The sequence below is a fragment of the Rhizobium cerradonense genome (assembly GCF_030182455.1).
Lineage (GTDB): Bacteria > Pseudomonadota > Alphaproteobacteria > Rhizobiales > Rhizobiaceae > Rhizobium.
Map to the genome: position 1 here is coordinate 96,113 of NZ_JAQJCK010000008.1, position 24,170 is coordinate 120,282.

The window sequence follows — 24,170 nt, forward strand, 5'->3', positions numbered from 1 at the left end:
GAGGGAGAACAAAAATGCCTCTTGCGATGAACCGCGATGTCTTCATCACCTGCGCCGTCACCGGCGCCGGCGACACGGTTTCCAAATCCAGCCATGTTCCGATCACTCCCAAGCAGATCGCGGAATCCGCGATCGATGCCGCCAAGGCTGGTGCCGCCGTCGTCCACTGCCATGTCCGCGACCCCGAGACCGGCGCCGCGAGCCGCCGCAACGATCTCTACAGGGAAGTGACGGATCGCATCCGCTCTGCGGATGTCGATGTGGTGCTCAACCTGACCGCCGGCATGGGCGGCGACCTGATCTTCGGCGATGTTGAAAGCCCCCTGCCCCTTAACGCCCGCGGTACTGACATGGCAGGCGCCTCCGAGCGCGTCAGCCACGTCGCCGAATGCCTGCCGGAAATCTGCACGCTCGATTGCGGCACGATGAACTTCAGTCTCGGCGACTATGTCATGACCAACACGCCCTCCATGCTGCGGGCGATGGCAAAGAAGATGACGGATCTCGGCGTGCGTCCCGAGATCGAAGCTTTCGATACCGGTCATCTCTGGTTTGCCAAGCAGCTTGCCGAGGAGGGTCTTATTGAGGACCCGGTCCTCATCCAGCTTTGCATGGGCATCCCCTGGGGGGCGCCCGATGACCTCAACACCTTTATGGCGATGGTCAATAACGTTCCCGAAAGCTGGACCTTCTCGGCCTTTTCGATCGGCCGTAACGCCATGGCCTATCCGGCGGCGGCGATCCTTGCCGGCGGCAACGTTCGCGTTGGGCTCGAGGACAATCTCTATGCCGGAAAGGGCATGCTCGCGACCAATGCGCAGCTCGTCGAAAAGGCGGTGCAGGTGGTCGAAGGCATGGGCGCGCGCATCATCGGCCCCGAGGATGTCCGCAAGAAGCTAAAACTGACGAAGCGCTGAGGCCACCATGACCAGGATCAACAAGGCAGCCTGCATCGGCGGCGGCGTCATCGGCGGCGGATGGATTGCCCGCTTTCTGCTGGCGGGTATCGATGTCGATGTCTTCGACCCGCATCCGGAAGCGACCCGCATCGTCGGCGAAGTTCTGGCGAACGCGGAAAAAGCCTATGCGATGCTGACCGGTGCGCCGTTTCCGCCGCGCGGCAAGCTCACTTTCAGGGACACGCTTGAAGCGGCCGTCGGCGATGCCGACTGGATCCAGGAAAGCGTGCCCGAGCGGCTCGACCTCAAACGTAAAGTCCTGACGCAGATCGATGCGGTAGCAAGGCCCGATGCCCTGATTGGCTCATCCACTTCGGGGCTGCTGCCAACCGATCTGCAACGCGATATGCGTCATCCGGAACGCCTCTTCGTCGCCCATCCCTATAACCCCGTCTATCTGCTGCCGCTCGTCGAAATCGTCGGCGGTGAAAAGACTTCGATGGAAACGATCAAGGCCGCCATGGCCCGACTGCCGCCAATCGGCATGAAGGGCGTGCACATTGCCAAGGAGATCGAAGCTTTCGTCGGCGACCGTCTGCTGGAAGCCCTGTGGCGCGAGGCGCTTTGGCTGATCAAGGACGATATCTGCACGGTAGAGACGCTGGATGACGTCATCCGCTATTCCTTTGGCCTGCGCTGGGCGCAGATGGGTCTGTTCCAGACCTACCGCATTGCCGGCGGCGAAGCGGGTATGCGGCACTTCCTGGCGCAGTTCGGCCCGGCCCTGCAATGGAACTGGACGAAGCTGATGGATGTCGTCGATCTCGACGACGCCCTTGTCGAAAAGATCGGCCAGCAGTCGGACGAACAGGCGGCAGGCCTGTCGATCCGCGAGCTGGAGCGCATTCGCGACGAAAATCTCGTCGGCATCCTGCAGACGCTGAAGGGCAGCCATGGCGACAAGGGCTGGGGCGCCGGCAAGCTGCTTAAGGAATTCGAGCACGGCCTCTGGGCCTCCGCCGGCGGCGGCAAAATGCTGTCGGATGTCGCGCAGCCGTTGCGGCTTATCGAAACCAAAGTCAGCCCGGCATGGGTGGACTACAACGGCCATATGACCGAACACCGCTATCTGCAGGTCTTCGGCGATACGTCTGACGCGCTGCTGCGCCTGATCGGTGTCGATCTCGATTATGTCGAGCGCGGTCACAGCTACTATACGGTGGAGACTCATATTCGCCATCTTGGCGAAGCCAAGCTCGGCCAAGCTATCCATTCCACCTGCCAGCTTCTGTCCGCCGACGAGAAGCGACTGCACGTGTTCCATACGATCTACGACACGATAACCGGCGAAGCGATCGCCACCGCCGAACAGATGCTGCTGCATGTCGACGCCAAGGCCGGCAAAGCCGCTCCCGCACCGGAGGAGGTGCTGAGCAAAATAAGGCCGATTGCCGAGGCCCATGCAAAACTGCCTGCGCCTGAAGGCGTCGGGCGTCATGTCGGACAAAAGCGCTAGGAGGAAGCGATCATGAATTTCGGGCTCAACGAAGAGCAGGAGATGATCGTCCAGACGGTCCGCGACTTCGTGGAGACGGAGATTTATCCGCATGAGAACGAGGTCGAGCGCACCGGCCTCGTGCCGCCTGAGCTTGGCGACGAGATCCGGCGCAAATGCATCGAGCTCGGCTTCTATGCCTGCAATTTCCCCGAGGAAATCGGTGGCGCCGGGCTTGATCACGTCACCTTCACCCTTGTCGAGCGCGAGCTGGGTCGGGGCTCGATGGGGCTCACCGTCTTCTTCGGCCGCCCTTCCGGAATTCTGATGGCCTGCGAGGGCGAGCAGCGCGAACGCTATCTTCTGCCGGCCGTGCGTGGCGAGAAGATTGACGCGCTCGCCATCACCGAACCCGACGCCGGCTCCGACATGCGCGGCATGAAATGCGCAGCCCGGCAGGATGGCGACGATTTCGTTCTGAACGGCACCAAGCATTTCATCTCGCACGCCGACATCGCCGATTTCGTCATCGTCTTTGCCGCAACCGGCGAAGAGGAAACGCCGAGGGGCGTGAAGAAGAAGATCACCGCTTTCCTGGTCGATCGCGGCACGCCGGGGTTCGAGATCCTCAAGGGCTACGATTCAGTTTCCCATCGCGGCTATCACAACGTCATACTGAGCTTCACGGATTGCCGTCTGCCTAAATCCCAAGTGCTTGGCGAGGTGCATCGCGGCTTCGATATTGCCAATGAGTGGCTTTACGGGACGCGTCTGACGGTCGCCGCGAGCTGTGTCGGGCGCGCTCGCCGTGTCTTCGATCTGGCGCTGCCCTATGCGGCGGAGCGGAAACAATTCGGCAAACCGATAGGCGCCAATCAGGGCGTGTCGTTCAAGCTTGCCGACATGATCACGGAGATCGACGCCGCCGACCTGCTGACACTATCCGCCGCGTGGAAACTGGATGCCGGCATCCCGGCCAATCGGGAGATTGCGTCCGCCAAGCTCTACGCCTCCGAAATGCTTGCCCGCGTCACCGACGAGGCGATCCAGATTTTCGGCGGCATGGGCTTGATGGACGACCTGCCGCTTGCCCGTTTCTGGCGCGATGCGCGCGTCGAACGCATCTGGGACGGAACCTCGGAAATTCAGCGTCACATCATCAGCCGCGATCTGCTGCGGCCATTCGGAGCGTGATCGGATGACGCAACGCCCGCTCGATCGCCTGATCAGACCGCAAACGATCGCCGTCTTCGGCGGCCGTGAGGCGCGCCGGGTCATCGAACAATGCGATCGCATGGGTTTTGCCGGGGACATCTGGCCGGTGCATCCGACGCTCGATAACGTACTTGGGCGCCGCTGTTATCGATCGGTGGAAGACCTGCCCGCCGCACCGGATGCCGCCTTCGTCGGTGTTAACCGGATGCTGACTATCGATATCGTGCGCGCGCTTTCAGCCAGAGGCGCCGGCGGCGCCGTCTGCTACGCCTCCGGCTTCAGCGAAGCCGTCGCCGAACTGGCCGATGGTGCCACTTTGCAGGAGGCCTTGGTCGATGCGGCCGGCGACATGCCGATCGTCGGGCCGAATTGTTATGGCGTGATCAACGGTCTCGATGGCGCCCTGCTCTGGCCCGATCAGCACGGAATGGTGCGTGTCGAACTCGGTGTTGCCATTCTCACCCAATCCTCGAACATCGCCATCAATCTCTCCATGCAAAGGCGTGGCCTCCCCATCAGCTATCTGATGACGGCAGGCAACCAGGCGCAGATCGGATTGTGCGATCTCGCCCTCGCCGTCCTGGAAGATCCTCGCGTTACGGCGATCGGCCTGCATATCGAGGGGTTCGGCAACGTCCAGACCCTTCAAAAACTTGCCGTGCGTGCGAGGGAATTGCGCAAACCCGTCATCGCTCTGAAGGTCGGCAAATCCGAACAGGCGCAGCGCGCCGCCGTTTCCCATACGGCATCCCTGGCCGGCAGCGATGCCGTTGCCGATGCGGTTCTCGCTCGCCTCGGCATCGGCCGGGTCGCGACCCTGCCGGAACTCGTCGAAACGCTGAAACTGCTGCACGTGACTGGCCCACTGCAAAGCAATGCGATCTCTTCGATGAGCTGTTCCGGCGGGGAGGCCTCGCTAATGGCCGATGCTGCGACCGGCCGGGCGGTGGATTTTCGCGCTCTGAAACCGGAGCAATTGCCGGCCTTGCGGCACAGCCTCGGCGAGATGGTGACGCTCTCCAATCCTCTCGACTACCACACCTTCGTTTGGGGCGATCTTTCACGCCAATCGGAGGCCTTCACCGCCATGTTCGAAGGCGACTACGCGCTCAATCTGATCGTCCTCGATTTTCCGCGCGACGATCGTTGCGATGCAGCGGACTGGATGACGACGGTTGCCGCCGTTGCTGCTGCGGCAAAACGCACTGGCGCCCGCGCTGGCATCCTGGCGACGCTGCCGGAAAACATGCCGGAAACGATTGCCTTGCAGCTAATGCGGGATGGCATAGTGCCTCTCTGCGGCATTAGCGAAGCCATCACGGCGGCGGAAGTGGCAAGCCGGATCGGAATGGCCTGGCGTGCTCAATCCCCGCTACCGCTGCTCGATATTCCCGTGATCGCAGGCGAGATCGAAACCTTGAGCGAGGCGGCGGCCAAAGCGGAGTTGTCCGCCGCCGGTCTCGCCATTCCCCTAGGCGAAACGGCATCCAATCCGAGCGAGGCCGCAGAACAGGCGCGCCGTATCGGCTTTCCTGTTGCCCTGAAGGCGTTGGGCGTCGAACACAAGTCCGAGGTCGGAGCCGTCGCACTCAACCTCTGGGATGTGGAGGCGGTGCAAAGAGCGGCGCAGCGGATGGTTCCGATCGCCTCCGGATACCTCGTCGAACGGATGGTCGAGCGCCCCGTCGCCGAGTTGATCGTCGGCGCCGTGCGCGATCCCGTCGTCGGATTGGCATTGACGATCGGCGCGGGTGGAATCCTAGTGGAATTGCTTGAAGACTCCGTTATTTTAGCCCTTCCCGTGACGAAGACAGACGTGTTGGACGCCATATCGCGGCTGAAGGTCAGGAAGTTGATCGAAGGCTATCGTGGCGGGGCGAAGAGCAGTCTCGATGCAGTTGCCGACGCCGTCTTATCAGCGGCAGAATATGTCGTAAAAAACGCCGCACGACTGGAAGAACTGGACATTAATCCATTGATGGTTCTGCCTGAAAATCGTGGCGTCATTGCCGCGGATGCCCTCATCCGGCGAAGGAGGTAGCGGAAGTTGCACAGCCCCATTGGCACAAGGCGCGACAACGGTATCTTGGAGGTCATCATCGACCGACCGAAGGCGAACGCCATCGACCTTGCGACAAGCCGCGAGATGGGGCTGATCTTCCGCGATTTCCGTGACGACCCCGATCTGCGCGTGGCGATCATTTCCGGTGCCGGCGAGAAGTTCTTTTCGGCCGGCTGGGATTTGAAGGCGGCTGCCGCCGGCGATGCGGTCGACGGCGACTATGGCGTCGGCGGTTTCGGGGGTCTGCAGGAGCTTCGCGATCTCAACAAGCCGGTGATTTGCGCCGTCAACGGCATCTGTTGCGGCGGCGGCTTCGAGATTGCTCTTTCCGCCGATCTGATCATCGCCGCCGAGCATGCGACCTTCGCGCTTCCCGAAATCCGCTCGGGAACTGTCGCAGACGCCGCATCGATCAAATTGCCGAAGCGCATTCCCTATCATATCGCCATGGACATGCTCCTGACCGGCCGCTGGCTTGACGTTGCCGAGGCTCATCGTTGGGGCTTCGTCAATGAGATCGTCGCTGCGGATCAATTGATGAGCCGAGCCTGGGAACTTGCCCGGCTTCTCGAAAGCGGCCCGCCGCTCGTCTACGCAGCCATCAAGGAAATTGTCCGCGAAGCGGAGGGAACGACGTTTCAGACTGCCATGAACAAGATCACCAAACGGCAGTTTGCGACCGTCGATGCCCTCTATTCGAGCGAGGATCAGTTGGAAGGCGCAAGGGCATTCGCGGAGAAGCGAAGCCCAATCTGGAAAGGAAAGTGAGAAGGCGGCGACAACCGCATTATTTTCCCGCATGATCGCGGGCAATCGAGCTTCCGGCGGAGAGGAAACCGCATCCGAAGCTTTGCCCGAAAGTTCTATCAACGCATCAAGAAGAAGGAACAGGGGAATGAAAGATTACACGAAACACTTGGCAAGCCGTGTGACCTCCGGCGGTCTCAGCCGTCGCGAATTCATGGGGCGCGCCATGGCGGCCGGCATGACATTGGCACTTGCCGATCAGCTTTTCACCGAAAGCGCGATGGCAGCCGAACCGAAGCGCGGTGGCCATCTGAAACTCGGCCTCGAAGGCGGTGCCGCAACCGATTCCAAGGACCCGGCAAAATTCCTGTCACAGTTCATGTTCTGCGTCGGCCGTTGCTGGGGCGACATGCTGGTGGAATCTCATCCCCTGACCGGTGCCGCCGTGCCGGCACTTGCCGAATCCTGGGAGCCGTCGAAGGACGCGGCCACTTGGACCTTCAAGATCCGCAAGAGCGTCAAGTTCCACAATGGCAAGGAGCTGACCATCGACGACGTCGTCGCCACCCTCAAGCGCCACACCGACAGCAAGTCGGAATCAGGCGCGCTCGGCGTCATGAAATCGATCAAGGAGATCAAGGCCGATGGTGACAATCTCGTCCTGACGCTGACCGAAGGCAACGCCGACATGCCGTTGCTGCTCTCCGACTACCATCTCGTCATCCAGCCGAATGGCGGTAATGACGATCCCCTCGCTTCGATCGGCACCGGTCCTTACAAGCTCGTCAGTTTCGAGCCCGGCGTGCGCGCGACGTTCGAGAAGAACAAGGACGATTGGCGTACTGATCGCGGTTATGTCGACTCGATCGAAATCATCGGCATGAACGATGCGACGGCACGTATCGCCGCGCTGTCGTCCGGTCAGGTGCACTACATCAATCGCGTCGATCCAAAGACCGTGGACCTGTTGAAGCGCGCGCCCAATGTCGAAATCCTGTCGACCGCCGGCCGCGGGCATTACGTGTTTATCATGCATTGCACCACAGCGCCCTTCGACAATAACGACCTTCGCCTGGCGCTGAAATATGCCATGGACCGCGAAACCATGGTGAAGAAGATCCTCGGCGGTTACGGCAAGGTCGGCAACGACTTCCCGATCAATAGCACCTACGCCCTCTTCCCCGAAGGCATCGAGCAGCGTACCTACGATCCCGATAAGGCAGCCTTCCACTACAAGAAGTCCGGCCACAGCGGCTCCGTGCTGCTGCGCACATCGGAAGTCGCCTTCCCGGGCGCCGTCGACGCCGCGGTCCTCTATCAGGAAAGCTGCAAGAAGGCCGGCATCAACATCGAGGTCAAGCGCGAGCCGGGCGACGGCTACTGGACCAACGTCTGGAACGTCCAGCCCTTCTCCACCTCCTATTGGGGCGGCCGCCCGACGCAGGATCAGATGTATTCCACCGCCTATCTCTCGACGGCGGACTGGAACGACACCCGCTTTAAGCGTCCGGACTTCGACAAGCTTCTCCTGGAAGCCCGCTCGGAACTCGACGAAGCCAAGCGCAAGGAGCTTTATCGCAGCATGGCGATGATGGTCCGCGACGAGGGCGGCGTCATTCTGCCGATGTTCAACGACTTCGTGAACGCCTCCACCAAGCAGGTGAAGGGCTATGTCCACGACATCGGCAACGATATGTCGAACGGCTACGTCGCGACCCGCGTCTGGTTGGAGACCTGATGCCCGAAGCAGGGCAGAAACGCCCTTATCTCTAACGGAACCGGGATCGCGGAAAACCTTCGCGGTCCTCCAGACGTTTCAGCGCGAGGCATCAGTCATGTCCAATCTACAACCCAGCACAGTGCTGCCCGGATTGCGTTTCAAGCAGCGCTTTCCGCTGTTGTCCCTCATCATCGAGCGTTTCCTGCTCAGCCTCGTGCTGCTTTTCGCGGTCTCGGTCCTGATCTTCGGCGGCCTCGAAGCCTTGCCGGGCGATTTCGCGACCACTTATCTCGGCCAGTCGGCGACACCGCAGGCCGTCGCCAATATCCGCACCGAACTCGGCCTCAATCGGCCTGTGACCACCCGCTATGTCGAATGGCTCGGCAACGCCGTGCAGGGCGATTTCGGTACATCCTGGGCCAGCAAGAACTCCGTCAGCGAACAAATCGGCAAACGTCTCGGCAATTCGCTTTTCCTTGCCGCCTTTGCCGCAGTGATCTCCGTGCCGCTTGCCGTCGGGCTCGGCATGCTGGCCGTGCATTTCCGAAACCGTTTGCCCGACAAGATCATCAACGTGATCTCGCTGGCGGCGATCTCGTTGCCGGAATTCTTCATCGGTTATCTGCTCATTCTGTTTTTCGCCGTGAAATTCGGGGTCGCGACCTTTCCGGCGACCGTCTATGACGGCATGGGATTTGTCGACCGATTGAAGGCCATCGCGCTGCCGACGGCAACGCTGGTGCTCGTTGTCCTCGCCCATATGATGCGCATGACGCGGGCCGCGATCCTCTCGGTGATGTCCTCCGCCTACATGGAAACGGCGGAATTGAAGGGCCTCAGCGCCTTCCGCGCGATCGTCAAACATGCCGCCCCCAATGCGCTGGCGCCGATCATCAACGTCGTGGCGCTGAACCTTGCCTATCTCATCGTCGGTGTCGTGGTGGTGGAAGTCGTCTTCGTCTATCCCGGCATGGGCCAGTACATGGTCGATGCCGTCACCGTGCGCGACATGCCGGTGGTCCAGGCCTGCGGCCTGATCTTCGCCGCCGTCTACATCCTGCTCAACATGGTTGCCGATATCCTGGCGATCGTCGCCAACCCGCGCCTGAGGCATCCACGATGAGATTGAGAGACATCCCCATCACTGCCTGGGTCGGCATCATCGGCATTCTGCTGGCTTTCATCTGTGCGATCTTTGCCCCCCTGATCGCGCCCTATGGCGAAACCGAAGTCGTCGGCAACGTCTGGCAGCCAGCCGACGCGCAGTATTTCTTCGGCCTTGACAATCTCGGCCGCGATATCCTTTCGCGGCTTATCTACGGCGCCCGCACCACGCTGTTCGTGGCGCTGGCCGCGACGATCATTTCGTTTTCGCTCGGCATCATCCTCAGCTTCACCGCCGCTGTCTCGCGCGGATTGATCGACACGGTCTTCTCGCGTTTCAACGATCTGATGATGTCCATCCCGACCTTGATCTTCGCGCTGGTGGTGCTCGCCGTGCTACCGCAGAATCTCGCCGTGCTCATCCTCGTCATGGCGATCCTCGATTCCACGCGCGTCTATCGCCTCGGCCGCGCCGTCGCGCTGGACGTCGCGGTCATGGAGTTCGTGGAAGCCGCCAAACTGCGCGGCGAAGGCAAGGTCTGGATCATCTTCCGTGAAATCCTGCCGAACACGCTCTCGCCATTGCTGGCGGAGTTCGGCCTGCGTTTTGCCTTTTCGATCCTGTTCCTGTCGACGCTGTCATTCCTCGGGCTCGGCATACAGCCGCCGTCGGCCGATTGGGGCGGCATGGTCAAGGACAATAAGGACGGCATCATCTTCGGCATTTCCGCCGCTCTCGTGCCGGGCTCCGCGATTGCGGCGCTCGCGGTCTGTGTCAATCTGGTGGTCGACTGGCTCTTGAAGCGCACCTCCAGCCTCAAGGGAGGACGTGGCGATGCCTGAGCTTCTTTCCGTTCGCGATCTCAAGATCGAAGCGACCAGCTATCCGCCCGGCGAGCCGCCGAAGCGGGTCACAATCGTCGACGGCGTCTCCTTCGACCTAAAAAAGGGCAAGGTGCTCGGCCTCATCGGCGAGTCCGGCGCCGGCAAATCCACCATCGGCCTCTCGGCGCTCGCCTATGGCCGCGGCGGCGCGGAGATCACCGGCGGCGCAGTGCTGCTCGACGGCGTCGATATTCTTCCGCTCGGAAAATCGGGCATTCGGAGGATTCGCGGGGCACGCGTCTGCTACGTCGCGCAATCGGCTGCGGCTGCCTTCAATCCGGCCCACAAGCTTGGCGAACAGGTGATCGAAGCCTCCGTCAAGCATGGCTTGATGACGAAAGACGAGGCGAGGAAGCGCGCGCTTTACCTCTTCCGGGTCCTCGGCCTGCCCAACCCGGAGACCTTCGGCGATCGTTTTCCGCACCAGGTCTCGGGTGGCCAGCTTCAACGCGCGATGACGGCGATGGCGCTCTGCTCCAATCCCGAGCTGATCGTCTTCGACGAGCCGACGACCGCACTCGACGTGACGACGCAGATCGACGTTCTGGCGGCGATCAAGCACGCCATCGAGGAGACCCATACGGCAGCCCTTTATATCACCCATGACCTTGCCGTCGTCGCGCAGATCTCCGACGACATCATGGTATTGCGGCACGGCAAAAAGGTGGAATACGGGCCCGTGCAGCAGATCATCGAGGCGCCGCGGGAAGACTATACCCGCGCCCTCGTCAACGTTCGCCAGACCGCACGCGAGGAGGCGGTCGATCAATCCGACACGCTTTTGAAAGTCGAACACGTCAGCGCGCAATATTCGAACGGTTTCAAGGTGCTGCACGATGTTTCTCTACATGTACCAAAAGGTCAGACGCTTGCCATTGTCGGTGAATCCGGCTCCGGTAAATCGACGCTTGCCCGTGTCATCACCGGACTGCTGCCGCCCAGCGATGGCGGGATTTCTTTCGACAAGAAACCGCTGACTCCAGCCCTCAGAAACCGCTCGCGCAACGAGCTGCGGCGCATTCAACTGATCTACCAGATGGCCGATACCGCCATGAACCCCCGCCAGACAGTGCGCGACATCATCGGCCGTCCCCTCACCTTCTATTATGGCCTGCGGGGCGCGGCAAAGACGGCGCGGGTGAAAGAGCTGCTCGAAGAGATCGAGATGGGCAATGGTTTCATCGACCGTTATCCGGCCGAGCTTTCCGGAGGCCAGAAACAGCGTGTCGCGATTGCGCGTGCCCTGGCGGCCAAGCCGGAACTCATCCTCTGCGACGAGCCCACCTCGGCGCTCGATCCGCTTGTTGCCGAAGGCATCCTGAAACTGCTGATGCGGCTGCAAGAGGAATCCCAGCTTTCCTACATCTTCATCACCCACGACATCGCTATCGTGCGCGCCATCGCCGATAGTGTCGCGGTCATGCATCGCGGCAAGCTCGTGCGCTTCGGGCCGAAATCGAAGGTGCTTTCGCCGCCTTTCGACGACTATACGGATCTGCTGTTGAAATCGGTGCCGGAAATGGAGATCGGCTGGCTGGAGCGTGTCCTGACGACGAGAAAGATGGAAAGCGCCGGGAATTGATAGCATGACGTTCGCTCCCCATGGCTTTAAAATCATCGCGCCAGCAATATCGGCCAGCAATATCGGAATGAGCCCGTCATGACCGACCGCAGCTTTACCACGATCGAAAACCATTGGATCACGCTGAACGACGGCACGCGTCTTGCGGCGCGCATCTGGATGCCGGACGGTGCGGAAAGCGATCCGGTGCCGGCCGTTTTCGAATTCCTGCCTTACCGCAAACGCGATGGAACGAGCCCCCGCGATGAATCGACTTACCCGGTGTTTGCCGCAGCCGGCATCGCCGGTGTTCGCGTCGATATTCGCGGCTCCGGCGAATCCGATGGCGTTATCGACGGCGAATATACGGAGCTCGAACTCGCCAATGCCTGTGAACTGATCGCCTGGATCGCAGCACAGCCCTGGTCGAACGGCTCCGTCGGCATGATGGGCATTTCCTGGGGCGGGTTTAACAGCTTGCAGGTCGCGGCGCTGCGCCCGCCCGCGCTCAAGGCAGTGATATCGATCGCCTCCACGGTCGACCGCTATAATGACGATATCCACTACAAGAATGGCTGCCATCTCTCGGCGCAGCTCTCCTGGGCTACCACCATGCTCGGTTATCAGTCCCGCTCTCCCGACCCGGAGATCGTTGGCGACCGCTGGCGGGATATGTGGCTGCAACGCCTGGAGAATGAGCCTTTCTTCATGGAGGAATGGCTCCAGCATCAGCGCCGCGACGATTTCTGGCGGCACGGCTCGATCTGCGAGAATTTCGCCGATGTCGAAATCCCCGCCCTTGTCATTGCCGGTTGGGCGGATGGCTATCGCAACACGCCGCTGATGGCCGTCGAAGGTCTCGGCGATAGGGCGAAAGCGCTGATCGGTCCGTGGGTTCATAAATATCCCCATTTTGCCTGGCCGAAGCCCCGCGCCGATTTCCATGGCGAGGCGATCGCCTGGTGGAACCGCTGGCTGCGCGGCGACAAAAATGGTGTAGAGGGCGTGCCGCAGGTGCGCGCCTATATTCTTGATGCTGTAAGGCCTGCGCCGCGCCGTGATTTCGACCCCGGCTTCTGGATCGCCAAGCAGGATTGGCAAAAGCCGGAGATGCAATGCTTCTATGTCGAACAGTTCGGCACGCTGATGGAAGGCATGCCGATCCCGCATGCGCCGGAACATGCCGTCTATCTGCGCTCGCCCCTCGATACAGGGACGACTTCGGGCGAATATTTCACGCTGAAACCGGATGCCGAAATGGCGATCGACCAGCGCCTCGATGACGCCGGTTCGCTGACCTTCCAGACCACGCCGCTGGCCGTCGATCATGACTATCTCGGCCGTCCGGTCGTCACTCTGTCGCTACGCTGCGATGCCGAAACGGCCAATCTTTGCGCCAGGCTCATCGATCTCCACCCGGACGGCACAGCGACACGCGTCTCTTTCGGCGTGCTCAATCTTGCTCATCGAGAGGGCAATGCCGAACCGCAGCCCCTGAAGAAGGGCGAACGCACCACCATCAGGCTAACGCTGGATGCCTGCGGTTATCGCTTCCGCAAAGGCCACCGCATCGCTCTTTCGCTCTCCACCGCATACTGGCCAATGATCCTGCCGCCGCCGGAAAATCCGGGTCTGACGATCGACATCGCCTCCATTGGTTTCGGCCTGCCAAAGCTCGGTGCCTATGAAACCATCGATATCAAGCAGCCGGATAATCCCGATCCGCTGCCGAAATATATTGAACATGCTCCGGCCGCGACGAAGCGTCAGGTCGTGCGCGATCTCTCCGCCAACAAGACCCATTATGAAATCCGTGAGGATACCGGCCTTTTTGAACATCCGGGCACGGGTCTTTCCACGCGCCAGCTCCGCGAAGAGGTCTGGTCCATCGCGCCCGACGATCCGCTGTCGATGAGTGGAACCTCGATCTGGACATGCGACATGCGGCGGCCGGGATGGTATGTCCGCACGGTGGCGACGGCGACGATTTATTGCACGGCAGCCGAATGGATCATCCGTGCGTCCGTCATCGCCTTTGAAGGCAATACGCAAATTTTCGAAAAAATTTTCGAGGAAAAGCGAATTCCGCGCGATCTGATGTGATCAGTTCGATCCCGCAAAACGGCTCGCTGCCTCGCATATGGCGCGAAAACCGGCGCTCGCGCCATCGCTCATATGCCGGGCACGCAGCCAGGCATGCACCATCTGCGGCTCCTCGCGAAACCAGACCTCGACACCCGCCGCGGCAAGCCTTGCCGCATAATTGCGGCCATCGTCCCGCAACGGATCGAAATGCGCGACTGTTATGAAGGCTGGCGGAAGGTCGGCAAACGACGATGAGGCAAGAGGCTCGGCGACCGGATCGCCGGCGGGTGCCTGCAACACGCTGCGATAATAACCGACGTCGGCGGTCGTCAGCCCCGGCGCATTCGCCATCTCCTCATAGGAACCGGAAACAAGATCCCCGCCGAGCGCCGGATAGATCAATATCTGCCCGACAATGCCGGAGAGCCGCTCACCCTTAGCCCGAACGGCGAGCCCCGCCGCCAGATTACCGCCGGCGCTATCGCCGATCAGCAGGACGGTCTTTCCTTCGGCAAGCAACTGCTTGAGAACAACAAAACAATCGTCCGTCTGCGCCGGCCAGCGATACTCTGGCGCCAGATGATAATCGACCGACGTCAACTCCGCACCGACATAGTCGGCGATCTCAGCACAGATCGCATGATGGCTCTCGAGCGAACCGACCACGAAGCCGCCGCCGTGAAGGTAGAGCAGGCAGGTCGAGGTCCGGATCGTTGCCGGCTGATAATGCCTGACCGGGATTCTGCCCGCCACGACTTCATCCCGTGTGTGCATCCCGTCGGGCAGCGGGCGGTCGAAACGGCTGCAAAGTGCGTCATACCATTGGCGCTGCTGCCCTATGGACGCCGCCACCGCATCAGGCGGATAGAAGGAATCGCAGATCTCCATGAATTGCAGAATGCCCGCCTCGGTCGGTCGGGGTTGCGGGGAAGAATCCATGGAATATCCTCAAGATAAGGCTCGTCCTGCAACGATAACATCACCGGCGACTAAACGGTATGTCCAGGCACGGCCCGCGACACCGCGACGGCGACACGAGCACAAAAGCTCCGGCCGTCAGAGGGCAACCTGGTGGCCGGGTGAGATCTCCACATATTTCAGCGGCTGCATCGTGTGGTCCGGCGACCGGATCGGGCTTTTCAGCTCGTCAGCGGCGATGCCGTGCTTCAATCTCCGCCGGGCCGGGTCGGGAACGGGCACCGCCGACATCAGCTTCTTGGTATAGGGATGCTGCGGGTTCTCGAACACCGCCTGCCGCGGCCCGATCTCGACGATTTCGCCGAGATACATCACCGCGACCCGATGGCTGACACGCTCGACGACGGCCATGTCATGCGAAATGAACAGGAATGCGAGGTTCAGGCTTTGCTGCAGGTCGAGCAGAAGGTTGATGACCTGCGCCTTGATCGAAACGTCGAGGGCCGAAACGCTCTCATCGGCGATGATCACCTTGGGATCGAGGGTGAGCGCGCGCGCAATACAAATGCGCTGGCGCTGCCCGCCGGAAAACTCGTGCGGATAGCGCATCGCCATATCCGGCGAAAGGCCGACTTTGACCAAGAGGTCGGCAACCTTGTCGCGCGCCTGTTTCGCCGTTCCCATCTTGTGTTCGAGATAGGGCTCGGCGACGGCAGCGCCGATCGTCATTCGCGGATTGAGGCTCGCGAAGGGGTCCTGGAAGATCATCTGCACCTTGCGGCGCATATCGCGCAGACCCTTGCGATCAAGAGCCAGCATCTCCTCGCCGTCGACAAGCACCGAGCCGCTCTGCGGCTCGATCAAGCGCATGATGGCGCGGCCCGTTGTCGACTTGCCACAACCGGATTCACCGACCAGCGACAGCGTCTCGCCGGCTTGCAGATCGAAGGAGACGTTTTCGACGGCATGCACCCTGCCCTGTAGCCGCCCGAAAAGACCGGAATGAATGTCGAACCGTTTGCAGAGGTTTTTCACCTCCAGCACCGGCCGCTGCGCCGCCGAGACGGTATCGGCCACCTCCGTCAATGGCTCAGCCTGACCGGTCTCGCTGTTGAGTACCGGAAACCGCAGGGGTCGCTCGCGCCCCTTCATGGATCCGAGCACGGGGACAGCCGAAAGCAGCGCCCGCGTGTAGGGATGCTTGGCGTGGAAGAACACCTCGCTGGTCGCGCCCGTCTCGACCTGCTCGCCGCGATACATGACGATAGTGCGGTCGGCGATCTCAGCGACCACGCCCATGTCGTGGGTGATGAACAGAACAGATGTTCCCTGCTCTTCCTGCAGCATCTTGATGAGATCGAGGATCTGGCCCTGAATGGTGACGTCGAGCGCCGTGGTCGGCTCGTCGGCAATCAGCAGCTTCGGGCGCGAGGCGAGCGCCATGGCGATCATCACGCGCTGGCGCATGCCGCCGGAGAAGCGGTGCGGATATTCGTCGAAGCGCGAGGCGGCCGATGGAATGCGCACGCGCTCCAGAAGGCGGATCGTCTCGGCCTTCGCTTCGGCCCTGGACATCTCGCCGTGGCAGAGCAGCGCCTCGGAAATCTGGTCGCCGATGGTGAAGAGCGGATTGAGGCTGGTCATCGGCTCCTGGAAGATCATCGCGACATCCTTGCCGCGGACTTTGCGCATCTCCGCTTCCGACAGCGCCAGAATATCCCTGCCGCCGAGCGTGATGCGGCCGGTGATCCGGCTCATGTCCTGCTGAAGCAGCCGCATGATCGACAGCGACGTGACGCTTTTGCCGGAGCCGGATTCCCCAACAATCGCCACGGTTTCACCTGGCGCCACGGTGAAAGACACGTCACGCACCACCGGCTTCCAAGCCCCCTCTGCCAGGAAGGAGGTCGTCATTCCCTCCACCGAGAGCACTGGCTCGGTGAGCTGTGAAGTCTGGGCGTCGCCGCTGGCCATCACCATCCCCTTATTCACCATCTCAATCCGGCCAGCGCAAAAGACCGTCGAAACGGCGGCGGCTGCGATCTTCCAACGATGTGGCGATGATTTCGTTTGAGGCTTGCGCCTTGTCGAGTTCTTCGCCGATACGGGAGGCCACGATTATCTCCTCGCCCGGATGCAGATTGCAGGGATCAAGGTAGAAATAATGGTGCTCTACCTCGTGGTCGCGAACGATGATCGGCGGGGTTCCCCGGGCCAAGGCGTCGGCGAGGTCCCAAGCGGTGATGTGGGCCTCGCGCGCATCGATGGTGAGACGCAAGCGGTCGAGCGGATTGTTGGTCGGGTCGGGTTCGATCACGGCTTTGATGCCGGGGCGGCCGTCGAAGCGGTCGTGCCAGAGATGGAGATAGCCGGTCTCGCGCTCGCGTATGCCGGCATGGTCGCGCGTCTCCCAGGCTTCGAGCGCCGCCATGACGCCGAAGATGCTTTCCTTGCCAACCTTCATACCACGGCCGATGCCGAGGTTCTGCAGGAAGGTGTTGCGCACCATGTCCTTGCGTCCCGCGACGATGCCCGAGGTCGGGCCGCCCAGGAATTTGTGGCCGGAATAAAGAACAAGATCCGCGCCCTGCTCCAGAAAGATGCGCAGATCATATTCGGAAGCTGCATCGACAATGACAGGCACGCCCTTGGCATGGGCGATCTCGCAGAATTCCTTGAGGCTCAACAACCCGTAGTCAACGACATGATGCGAAACGACATAAAGGGCGGCCGCCGTCTTCTCCGTGATCGCACCTTCCAGATGATGCCGGTAGGTCGAGGTCGCCTGGCCGATCAGCACGACCTTACCACCCGCAAGCCGCACCGCCTGGTCGACCGGCGCACCATAGCTCACCACATGTCCCATCTGAACGATGACTTCGTTCTTGTCGCCGCGGACGTCGGGCAGACGCTCGATCGCGGCGAGATCGTTGCCGGTAATGGCGGCGGCGACTGCCAGGCTGATGCCTGCCGAGCAGGAGGCCGTAACGAATCCCGCTTCGCCGCCGGTCAGCCGCCCGATGACCGCACTCACCTTGCGCTGCAGGTCGTTGATCTCCACGAACTGCGGCAGGATGGAGCCCATTGCCGCAATCGCCTGGGGAACAACGATCGATGCCCCGAGGCTCGTCATCGTGCCCGAGACATTGATGACGGGGCGAAGTCCGACGGACGGACGAATGTCTTCATTCGGCATGAGAACCTCCAGATTTTTTTGCTGGCGGGGCGGCGCTTGCAGTACCGGACCATCGACAGCTATGCCATAATTATGTAACAAACCACCGATTTGAACGGGAGTTCGGTTTTTGGACGCAAAGACATCACCCATCGGCTACTCCGAGAGCGAGACGGCCAATGAAAACGACGCCGCCGCCGTCAAGGGAGCGCGGCGCTCGCGCGTCAGCGGCATCGACCGGGCGCTGCAGGTCATCGATCACCTCTACGAAACCGGCACGTCTTGCGGTGTCTACGCGGTCGCCAAGGCGATCGGCGCACCGCTCTCGACCGTCTACGTCATCGTCGACGACCTCGTTGAGAAGAACCTGCTTAGCCGCAATGCCGATGGCACGATCTGGCTCGGCTCCCGTCTTTACCACTACGGCCTCGCCTATGCCCGATCGCTCGATTTCATGAGCGTTGCCACCCATGAAATGCACGATCTCTGCCGGCAGGCCGGCGAAACCGTTCAGGTCTGCGGCCGCGACGGCGACCATATGCTCGTTCTCGCCATGGCCGATGGTCCAAGCCACTTCCAAGTCGCCTCGCGCGTCGGCACACGGGTGCCGCTCAATTGGACGGCGTCCGGCCGCCTGCTCGTCGGTCATCTGCCGGAGGAAGAGCGCATCGCGCTTTTCCGGCACTGTGCACGCACCTCTCCGACCGGCCGCGCCGATGTCGACCCGGTGACGCTGTCGACGGCTGCGGCGAAAGCGCTGGAAGCCCGTCTGTCGATCCAGGCCGGAGAATCCGACTATGCCGTGGCCTGCATTGCTTCGCCCGTATGCGACCGCGATGGCCACTGCGTCGCCACCATCTCCATCGTTCTGCCGGAGCAGAAAGCCTTTTCCGACGAAGGTCACTACGTCGCACAGGTTCGAAGCTCGGCGGAAAAGATCGAGAGATTGATGGGTTGGCGTGGCCATTGACGTTCTGTCCCTTCCTCAGCCGTGCAAAGCCACGATCGCTTCGATCTCGACAGTGATATTGCCCGGCAACGAGCCGAAGCCGACAGCCGAGCGTGCATGTTGGCCGGCCGCTCCGAAAACCTCGATGAAGAGGTCGGAACAGCCGTTGATGACGCTGGGATGATCGGCGAAATCGGGCGTGGCGTTGACCATGCCCAAAAGCTTCACCACGCGCTTGACGCGCTTGAGATCGCCAAGCGCATCCTGCATAACGGCCAGAAGATTGATGCCGGTCAGCCGCGCATCGGCGTAGGCCTGTTCGATGCCGACCTCAGCGCCGACCTTGCCGAAATGCAGAGTGCCGTCGGCCTCGCGCGGCCCCTGGCCGGACAGATAGAGCATGTTGCCCTCGCAAACATGCGTCACGAAGTTGGCTATCGGCGGCGGCGGCGGCGGCAGCACGATGCCGAGGGTGGAGAGACGTTCATAGGGCGAACCCTGTGCGCTCTCGGCGGTGGCGGAAGACTGGTTCACGCAAACTCCTGTCGTACAATCATTAAATTCGGAACTCAGCTATTAATGGCAGTGGCCATGGGGCGTCATTTTTCGCGCCCGCGGGATGTAACGGCTCGCGGCAAAGGCGTCAGCGCCGATGACTGCGTAGTGCGGTTCGAAAAGCTGTTTCAGCACGGCCGCATCCCCCATCGAATCCACCGCTTCGATATCGGACTCCACAAGGTCGAAGATCGTGAATTCGGCCCGCTCCCCGACCGCGAGCCGATCGATAAGCGGCAGCTTGATGGCCGAGGCCGGCGCATGCGTGACCGCTTCGATCACCTTCTCGAAGGGCATGCCGACCGACAGCAGCTTCGACATGGTCGTCGCGAGATCCCAGACCGGGGAATTCAACGACCGGTTATGCAGATCGGTGGAGATCGAGAATGGCAGAAGCCCGCGCTTGATGGCGGCCTCGCCGACACGGAAGGAGAAAGACGCGCCGCCATGGCCGATATCGAGGCGGACACCTTCGCTGGCGCAACGTTCGGCGAGATTGAAGAGATCCTCGTCCTCTATGAGACTGCTGCCGGCCTTGCCGTTGAAGCAATGCGTAATGATATCGCCGGGTCCGAGGATCTCCAGCACCTCGTCATAGAGCGCCGGCGGCTCGCCGACATGCACCATCATCGGGATCTTCAGTATCTTGGCGATCTTCTTACCAAGCTTGACGGGCGTGATGCCCCAGGAGCCAGTAATCACATGGCTCGCGCGCACCTTGATGCCGACAATATGCTCGCTGTTGTCGGCATAGACCTGCAGCATGCGGTCGAAATCGATCGAACGGATGTCTATCAATTCGCTGACGCGATTGCAGGCGACGAGACCGATCGAACCGAGATTGAGAAACGCCTTGATGCGTTCGCGCGCCGGCTCGATGATATATTCACGGAAGCCATGGAAATTCGCTTCACCCGCCGAGCCGGCGTCAACCAAGGTCGTCACGCCGCGTTCGACGCCGCATTCCGATGGGCGGAGGGAAATGTCGGTCCCGCCATGCCATATATGGACGTGCAGGTCGATCCAGCCCGGCGACATCCAGGCACCCTTGCCATCGATCCTTTCGACATCGGCCGAGACGGCAAGCGATGGTCCAACCTCGGCGATACGCCCATCCGCGCCGACCAGCACGTCAGTGACGCCGCCTGACGTCGCCTGCCCGAAAGCCATCGGCTTGACGTTGGCGATCAGCAATGGCCGCTTCGGTTCATATCCGGAAGACATGGGCTACAAGTCCTTTCGAAGTCTGGGATCGAGAATGTCGCGCAATCCGTCGCCGACCATCTGCAACGACAGGACGGAGAGAATGATGGCAAAACCCGGGAAGAGCGTCATCCAATCGGCCTGATCGAGATATTGCCGGCCGGCGGCGATCATCGTTCCCCAGGTCGGAATATCCGGGCTCACGCCAAGGCCGAGGAAGGAAAGGCCGGCTTCGGCGAGCATGGCGTTGGCAAACAGGAAGGTGCCCTGCACCAGGATCGGCGACAGCAGGTTTCTGAGCACATGTCGTGTCATGATATGCAGGGTCGAGACGCCGAGCGCGCGCGCCGCCTCCACATAGGGCAGTTCGCGGATAACCAGCGTCGAGGCGCGGACGATACGCGCCAGCCGCGGCGCGTAGACGATGCTGAGCGCGATGATGACCGTCGTCAGCGACGGCCCGAGGGCCGCGACCAGCGCGATCGCCAGCAGGATATCGGGAAATGCCATCATCGCATCGACCAGCCGGGCGATCGGCGTATCCAATTGCTTGAAAAAGCCGGCGAGCAGGCCGAGCGTAACGCCGATCACCGCAGCCAGCGCGACGACCGCGCCACCGACCAGCAATGACAGACGGCCGGCATAGATGGTGCGGGTGAAGACATCGCGGCCGAACTCATCGGTTCCGAAGAGGTGGATGAAGCTTGGCGGCTTCAGCCGGTTGACGATGGACAGCTTGCCTGGCGCATAGGGCGCAATCAACGGCGCGAAGACGGCGAGCAGCACGAATATCGTCAGCACGGCGACACCGAAGACGACGGTTTTGCGCTTGAAGAGACGTCTGGCGAATTTGCGGCGCTCGGCGCCGGCGCTTGTGTCTGAAATCGCGGCCATCAGTAGCGCACCCTCGGATCAACCAGCAGATAGAGCATGTCGATCGCAAAATTGATCAGGACGTAAAGCCCGGCAATGACGAGCAGTGCGCCCTGGATCACCGGATAGTCGCGTCGGAGCACGGCCGACACCACGAGATTACCAATGCCCGGCAGGCTGAAGATGGTCTCGGTCACCACCGCGCCGGAAATGAGCACCGCCGCGGTCAACCCGATGACGGTGAGGATCGGGATCAGCGCGTTTTTCAGCGCATGCTTCAGGATGACCTTGCGCTCGATAAGCCCCTTGGCGCGGGCGGTGCGGATATAGTCGTCACCGAGCACGTCCAGCATCGAGGCGCGGGTGAAGCGCAGGATCAGCGCCGAGGAGACGACGCCGAGCACGATCGAGGGCAGTGCCAGGTGATACATCCGGTCCACGAATGACGAACCCGGTCCGCCATATCCGGAGACGGGAAAGATACCGTGGCGAACGGCAAAGGACTGGATGAGGATGAGGCCGAGCCAGAAGCTCGGAATACTGGCCGCCAGCATGGCAAGCGCCGTCGCCGCCTGATCAAACAGCGAGCCGCGGCGATAGGCGGAATAGATGCCAATCGGCAGGGCGATGATGCTGGCGATGACCAGCGAGAACACCGTCAGAAAGAAGGTGGGCTCGGCGCGCTCGACCAGCGCCGAGGTCACCGGCTCGTTCAGAAAGATCGACTGACCGAGATCGCCCCGCAGAAGCTGACCGAAGTAATAGAGGTATTGCAGGGCTAGCGGCTGATCGAGGCCGAGCCTCGTTCTGAGGCTCGCAATGTCCTGCGCCGTCGCATCCGGACCGAGCATGACGGCAGCCGGATCGCCGGGAGTGACGCGCACGATCACGAAGACGATCGTGACCACGAGGAACATCACGACGATCATGCCGAAAAGGCGCTGGAGGATATAGCGTATCATGTCTTGTCCGATCCTCCGGCCGCTTCCATCGCGGCCGGAATGACGAGCCTATGGGCTGCTACTTCTTGATCGACGCGTTCCAGAAATACGGCCAGGGCGCGGCCTCGACCCCTTCGAGCTTCTGCGATTTGGCAGCCAGCGCATTAAAGTCGCCAATCTTGATCAGCGGTACTTCGTCGTACATCACCTTTTGGACATCAGCCCACAGCGCTACGCGCTTGTCGGGATCAACGGCGGAATTGAAAGCATCGACCGCGACCTTTCGGGCCGGGGTGTCCCACCAGCCGGGCGCGCTCGTCGACATCTGCCCCATCAAAGCCGGCTCGGGCAGGAAGGGGCTGTGGGAGATATAGATGTCCCACAGTTTTGGATCGGCACGGCGCTGCGTTAGCGTTGCCCAATCGACAACCTGCAAATCGACCTTGAAGCCGGCCTGCTTCAGATATTCGGCGGCAACCTGCGCCATCTTGTAATGGAATTCGTATTGACGGCTGGTGAGGATACGCAGCGGCTCGCCATTATAGCCCGCCTTCTTCAGCAGAGCGCCGGCGGCCTCGGGATCGGCGACGTTATAGGCGCCGCTTGTGCCGGCATCCGTGTTCCAGGCGTAGGACTTTGGATAAAATGCAGCATCGAGCGCATAGAAATCGGTGCTGCCGAAGGCGGCGGCGAGCATGTCCTCCATGCTGAGCGCGGTGCGTACCGCTTTACGGATCTCTATATTCTTGGTGATGCCGTTCGCTGTGTTGAAGACGAAGACCGGATAGCCGAAGGGTTTCAGCATGACCGGCTGGGACGCCGCCGAGCCCTTCACGCGGTCGAAAGATTCGACCGGCAGTGAATCGACATAATCATATTGGCCGGCAACTGCCGCCTCGACGCGGGTATTGGCGTCGGGAACGGGCACGAAACGGATTTCATCGAGATATTGATGCCGGGCGCCGCCATAACCATCGGCCTCGCCGCTGCGGGACTTATAACCATCGAAGCGCACCAACTGAATATATTGGTCAGCCTTGCGCTCCTTCAGCATATAGGGACCGGTGCCGATGAAGGCGGTCATCGGGTCTTCTTGATGCTTGGCCGGAATGATGATCGCGGCCGAATTGTTGAAGGCGAGCAGGGAGAGAAGCGGCGCATAGGGTTGCTTCAACACGATCTTGACCGTCGAGGGATCGACCGCCGAGATGCTGTCGATCATAGCCGCGGTCTGCTTGCCGCGTGAGGCGATCTTGGTCCAGCGATTGAGCGAGGCAACGACATCTTCCGATGTCATCTCGCTATTGTCGTGGAACTTGATGCCGGTGCGAAGCTTGATCGTATAGGTTTTGCCGTCAGCGCTGATGTCGGGCATGCTCTCGGCCAGAAGCGGCGTTACCTTCCAATTCTTGTCGAAGGTAAAAAGCGTTTCGAAAATATGCTGCGAAACGATGCCGACCAGATCGGCCGTCGAAACCATCGGATCCAATGTCGGCGGCTCACCAATTGTCGCGACATTGATCACGCCGCCCTTTTCTTGCGCCAGAAGCGCCGATGGCATGATGAGAAGAGCTGCTCCCAGCAGAAAGGCAAATTTGCTTCGCACGATATCATCCCCTTGTTTATTCCGTTATTACGGAACATTAAATTTTATAATGGAATGATAGCGGTGGGACAGGTGATGTCAATACAGCCCGGAACATTGGAATGCGTGATTGAAGTCGTGGCCGGGAGCGAGTGACGCCGACATCGATCGGTGTTCCTCATCACCGCGATCTCGACA

19 protein-coding genes are annotated in these 24,170 nt (G+C 61.1%); 11 read left to right on the forward strand and 8 right to left on the reverse strand.

Annotated features, from left to right (window positions below):
• Positions 1 to 14: 14 nt before the first annotated feature.
• From bcoG to PH547_RS19860, 10 genes are all read left to right on the forward strand, one after another.
• A complete protein-coding gene (bcoG, locus tag PH547_RS19815) occupies positions 15 to 917 on the forward strand; it encodes a 3-dehydrocarnitine:acetyl-CoA trimethylamine transferase BcoG (RefSeq protein WP_285169173.1) in 903 nt (300 codons plus the stop codon).
• Positions 918 to 924: 7 nt separating this feature from the next.
• The gene (locus tag PH547_RS19820; protein WP_285169175.1) at positions 925 to 2,415 is read left to right on the forward strand and encodes a carnitine 3-dehydrogenase; all 1,491 of its coding nucleotides are present in this window, start codon (positions 925 to 927) and stop codon (positions 2,413 to 2,415) included.
• Between the two features lie 12 nt (positions 2,416 to 2,427).
• The gene (locus PH547_RS19825) at positions 2,428 to 3,588 is read left to right on the forward strand and encodes an acyl-CoA dehydrogenase family protein (RefSeq protein WP_285169176.1); all 1,161 of its coding nucleotides are present in this window, start codon (positions 2,428 to 2,430) and stop codon (positions 3,586 to 3,588) included.
• 4 nt (positions 3,589 to 3,592) lie between these two features.
• Positions 3,593 to 5,650 (forward strand): acetate--CoA ligase family protein, encoded by a 2,058-nt coding sequence (locus PH547_RS19830; RefSeq protein WP_285169178.1) that lies wholly within the window; start codon positions 3,593 to 3,595, stop codon positions 5,648 to 5,650.
• A 6-nt stretch (positions 5,651 to 5,656) separates the two neighbouring features.
• A complete protein-coding gene (locus PH547_RS19835) occupies positions 5,657 to 6,439 on the forward strand; it encodes a carnitinyl-CoA dehydratase (protein WP_285169180.1) in 783 nt (260 codons plus the stop codon).
• Between the two features lie 127 nt (positions 6,440 to 6,566).
• On the forward strand, positions 6,567 to 8,156 hold the full coding sequence (locus PH547_RS19840; protein WP_285169182.1) for an ABC transporter substrate-binding protein: 1,590 nt from the start codon (positions 6,567 to 6,569) through the stop codon (positions 8,154 to 8,156).
• 97 nt (positions 8,157 to 8,253) lie between these two features.
• The gene (locus PH547_RS19845; protein WP_285169184.1) at positions 8,254 to 9,261 is read left to right on the forward strand and encodes an ABC transporter permease; all 1,008 of its coding nucleotides are present in this window, start codon (positions 8,254 to 8,256) and stop codon (positions 9,259 to 9,261) included.
• Positions 9,258 to 10,085 (forward strand): ABC transporter permease, encoded by an 828-nt coding sequence (locus PH547_RS19850; protein ID WP_260304934.1) that lies wholly within the window; start codon positions 9,258 to 9,260, stop codon positions 10,083 to 10,085. The genes PH547_RS19845 and PH547_RS19850 overlap by 4 nt, the downstream gene beginning before the upstream one ends.
• Positions 10,078 to 11,709: an ABC transporter ATP-binding protein gene (locus PH547_RS19855; protein WP_285169189.1), complete on the forward strand. Its 1,632-nt coding sequence runs from the start codon at positions 10,078 to 10,080 to the stop codon at positions 11,707 to 11,709. Before PH547_RS19850 ends, PH547_RS19855 begins: the two co-directional genes overlap by 8 nt.
• Positions 11,710 to 11,787: 78 nt before the next feature.
• Positions 11,788 to 13,791, forward strand: a complete 2,004-nt coding sequence (locus PH547_RS19860; protein ID WP_285169191.1) for a CocE/NonD family hydrolase — start codon at positions 11,788 to 11,790, stop codon at positions 13,789 to 13,791.
• Here the strand turns inward: PH547_RS19860 and PH547_RS19865 are convergent, their stop codons facing one another.
• The 3 genes from PH547_RS19865 to PH547_RS19875 form a co-directional block, all read right to left on the reverse strand.
• A complete protein-coding gene (locus PH547_RS19865) occupies positions 13,792 to 14,712 on the reverse strand; it encodes an alpha/beta hydrolase (protein ID WP_285169192.1) in 921 nt (306 codons plus the stop codon). It lies immediately after the preceding gene.
• Positions 14,713 to 14,829: 117 nt separating this feature from the next.
• Positions 14,830 to 16,665 (reverse strand): ABC transporter ATP-binding protein, encoded by a 1,836-nt coding sequence (locus PH547_RS19870; RefSeq protein WP_285169193.1) that lies wholly within the window; start codon positions 16,663 to 16,665, stop codon positions 14,830 to 14,832.
• A gap of 22 nt (positions 16,666 to 16,687) precedes the next feature.
• The gene (locus PH547_RS19875) at positions 16,688 to 17,887 is read right to left on the reverse strand and encodes an aminotransferase class V-fold PLP-dependent enzyme (RefSeq protein WP_285169194.1); all 1,200 of its coding nucleotides are present in this window, start codon (positions 17,885 to 17,887) and stop codon (positions 16,688 to 16,690) included.
• A gap of 109 nt (positions 17,888 to 17,996) precedes the next feature.
• Here PH547_RS19875 and PH547_RS19880 point away from each other — a divergent pair, with 109 nt between their 5' ends.
• A complete protein-coding gene (locus PH547_RS19880; RefSeq protein ID WP_283051548.1) occupies positions 17,997 to 18,836 on the forward strand; it encodes an IclR family transcriptional regulator in 840 nt (279 codons plus the stop codon).
• 15 nt (positions 18,837 to 18,851) lie between these two features.
• On the opposite strand, the gene PH547_RS19885 is transcribed toward PH547_RS19880, so the two are convergent.
• Genes PH547_RS19885 through PH547_RS19905 form a run of 5 tightly spaced genes read right to left on the reverse strand, consistent with a single transcriptional unit; the run spans position 18,852 to position 23,948 of the window.
• Positions 18,852 to 19,349, reverse strand: a complete 498-nt coding sequence (locus tag PH547_RS19885) for a RidA family protein (protein WP_260304928.1) — start codon at positions 19,347 to 19,349, stop codon at positions 18,852 to 18,854.
• Positions 19,350 to 19,391: 42 nt separating this feature from the next.
• Complete coding sequence (locus PH547_RS19890; protein WP_285169195.1) at positions 19,392 to 20,594, reverse strand: amidohydrolase/deacetylase family metallohydrolase; 1,203 nt, start codon at positions 20,592 to 20,594, stop codon at positions 19,392 to 19,394.
• 3 nt (positions 20,595 to 20,597) lie between these two features.
• Positions 20,598 to 21,467 (reverse strand): ABC transporter permease, encoded by an 870-nt coding sequence (locus PH547_RS19895; protein WP_260304926.1) that lies wholly within the window; start codon positions 21,465 to 21,467, stop codon positions 20,598 to 20,600.
• The gene (locus tag PH547_RS19900; RefSeq protein ID WP_283051552.1) at positions 21,467 to 22,408 is read right to left on the reverse strand and encodes an ABC transporter permease; all 942 of its coding nucleotides are present in this window, start codon (positions 22,406 to 22,408) and stop codon (positions 21,467 to 21,469) included. Before PH547_RS19900 ends, PH547_RS19895 begins: the two co-directional genes overlap by 1 nt.
• Before the next feature lie 58 nt (positions 22,409 to 22,466).
• On the reverse strand, positions 22,467 to 23,948 hold the full coding sequence (locus PH547_RS19905) for an ABC transporter substrate-binding protein (protein WP_483315560.1): 1,482 nt from the start codon (positions 23,946 to 23,948) through the stop codon (positions 22,467 to 22,469).
• Between the last annotated feature and the right edge of the window lie 222 nt (positions 23,949 to 24,170).

Coding starts and splice junctions, on each gene's coding strand:
- PH547_RS19850 (WP_260304934.1), top strand. CDS start 9,258: ATGAGATTGAGAGACATCCCCATCACTGCCTGGGTCGGCATCATCGGC.
- PH547_RS19890 (WP_285169195.1), bottom strand. CDS start 20,594: ATGTCTTCCGGATATGAACCGAAGCGGCCATTGCTGATCGCCAACGTC.
- bcoG (WP_285169173.1), top strand. CDS start 15: ATGCCTCTTGCGATGAACCGCGATGTCTTCATCACCTGCGCCGTCACC.
- PH547_RS19900 (WP_283051552.1), bottom strand. CDS start 22,408: ATGATACGCTATATCCTCCAGCGCCTTTTCGGCATGATCGTCGTGATG.
- PH547_RS19820 (WP_285169175.1), top strand. CDS start 925: ATGACCAGGATCAACAAGGCAGCCTGCATCGGCGGCGGCGTCATCGGC.
- PH547_RS19905 (WP_483315560.1), bottom strand. CDS start 23,948: ATGCCATCGGCGCTTCTGGCGCAAGAAAAGGGCGGCGTGATCAATGTC.
- PH547_RS19845 (WP_285169184.1), top strand. CDS start 8,254: ATGTCCAATCTACAACCCAGCACAGTGCTGCCCGGATTGCGTTTCAAG.
- PH547_RS19865 (WP_285169192.1), bottom strand. CDS start 14,712: ATGGATTCTTCCCCGCAACCCCGACCGACCGAGGCGGGCATTCTGCAA.
- PH547_RS19840 (WP_285169182.1), top strand. CDS start 6,567: ATGAAAGATTACACGAAACACTTGGCAAGCCGTGTGACCTCCGGCGGT.
- PH547_RS19870 (WP_285169193.1), bottom strand. CDS start 16,665: ATGGCCAGCGGCGACGCCCAGACTTCACAGCTCACCGAGCCAGTGCTC.
- PH547_RS19860 (WP_285169191.1), top strand. CDS start 11,788: ATGACCGACCGCAGCTTTACCACGATCGAAAACCATTGGATCACGCTG.
- PH547_RS19825 (WP_285169176.1), top strand. CDS start 2,428: ATGAATTTCGGGCTCAACGAAGAGCAGGAGATGATCGTCCAGACGGTC.
- PH547_RS19895 (WP_260304926.1), bottom strand. CDS start 21,467: ATGGCCGCGATTTCAGACACAAGCGCCGGCGCCGAGCGCCGCAAATTC.
- PH547_RS19830 (WP_285169178.1), top strand. CDS start 3,593: ATGACGCAACGCCCGCTCGATCGCCTGATCAGACCGCAAACGATCGCC.
- PH547_RS19855 (WP_285169189.1), top strand. CDS start 10,078: ATGCCTGAGCTTCTTTCCGTTCGCGATCTCAAGATCGAAGCGACCAGC.
- PH547_RS19875 (WP_285169194.1), bottom strand. CDS start 17,887: ATGCCGAATGAAGACATTCGTCCGTCCGTCGGACTTCGCCCCGTCATC.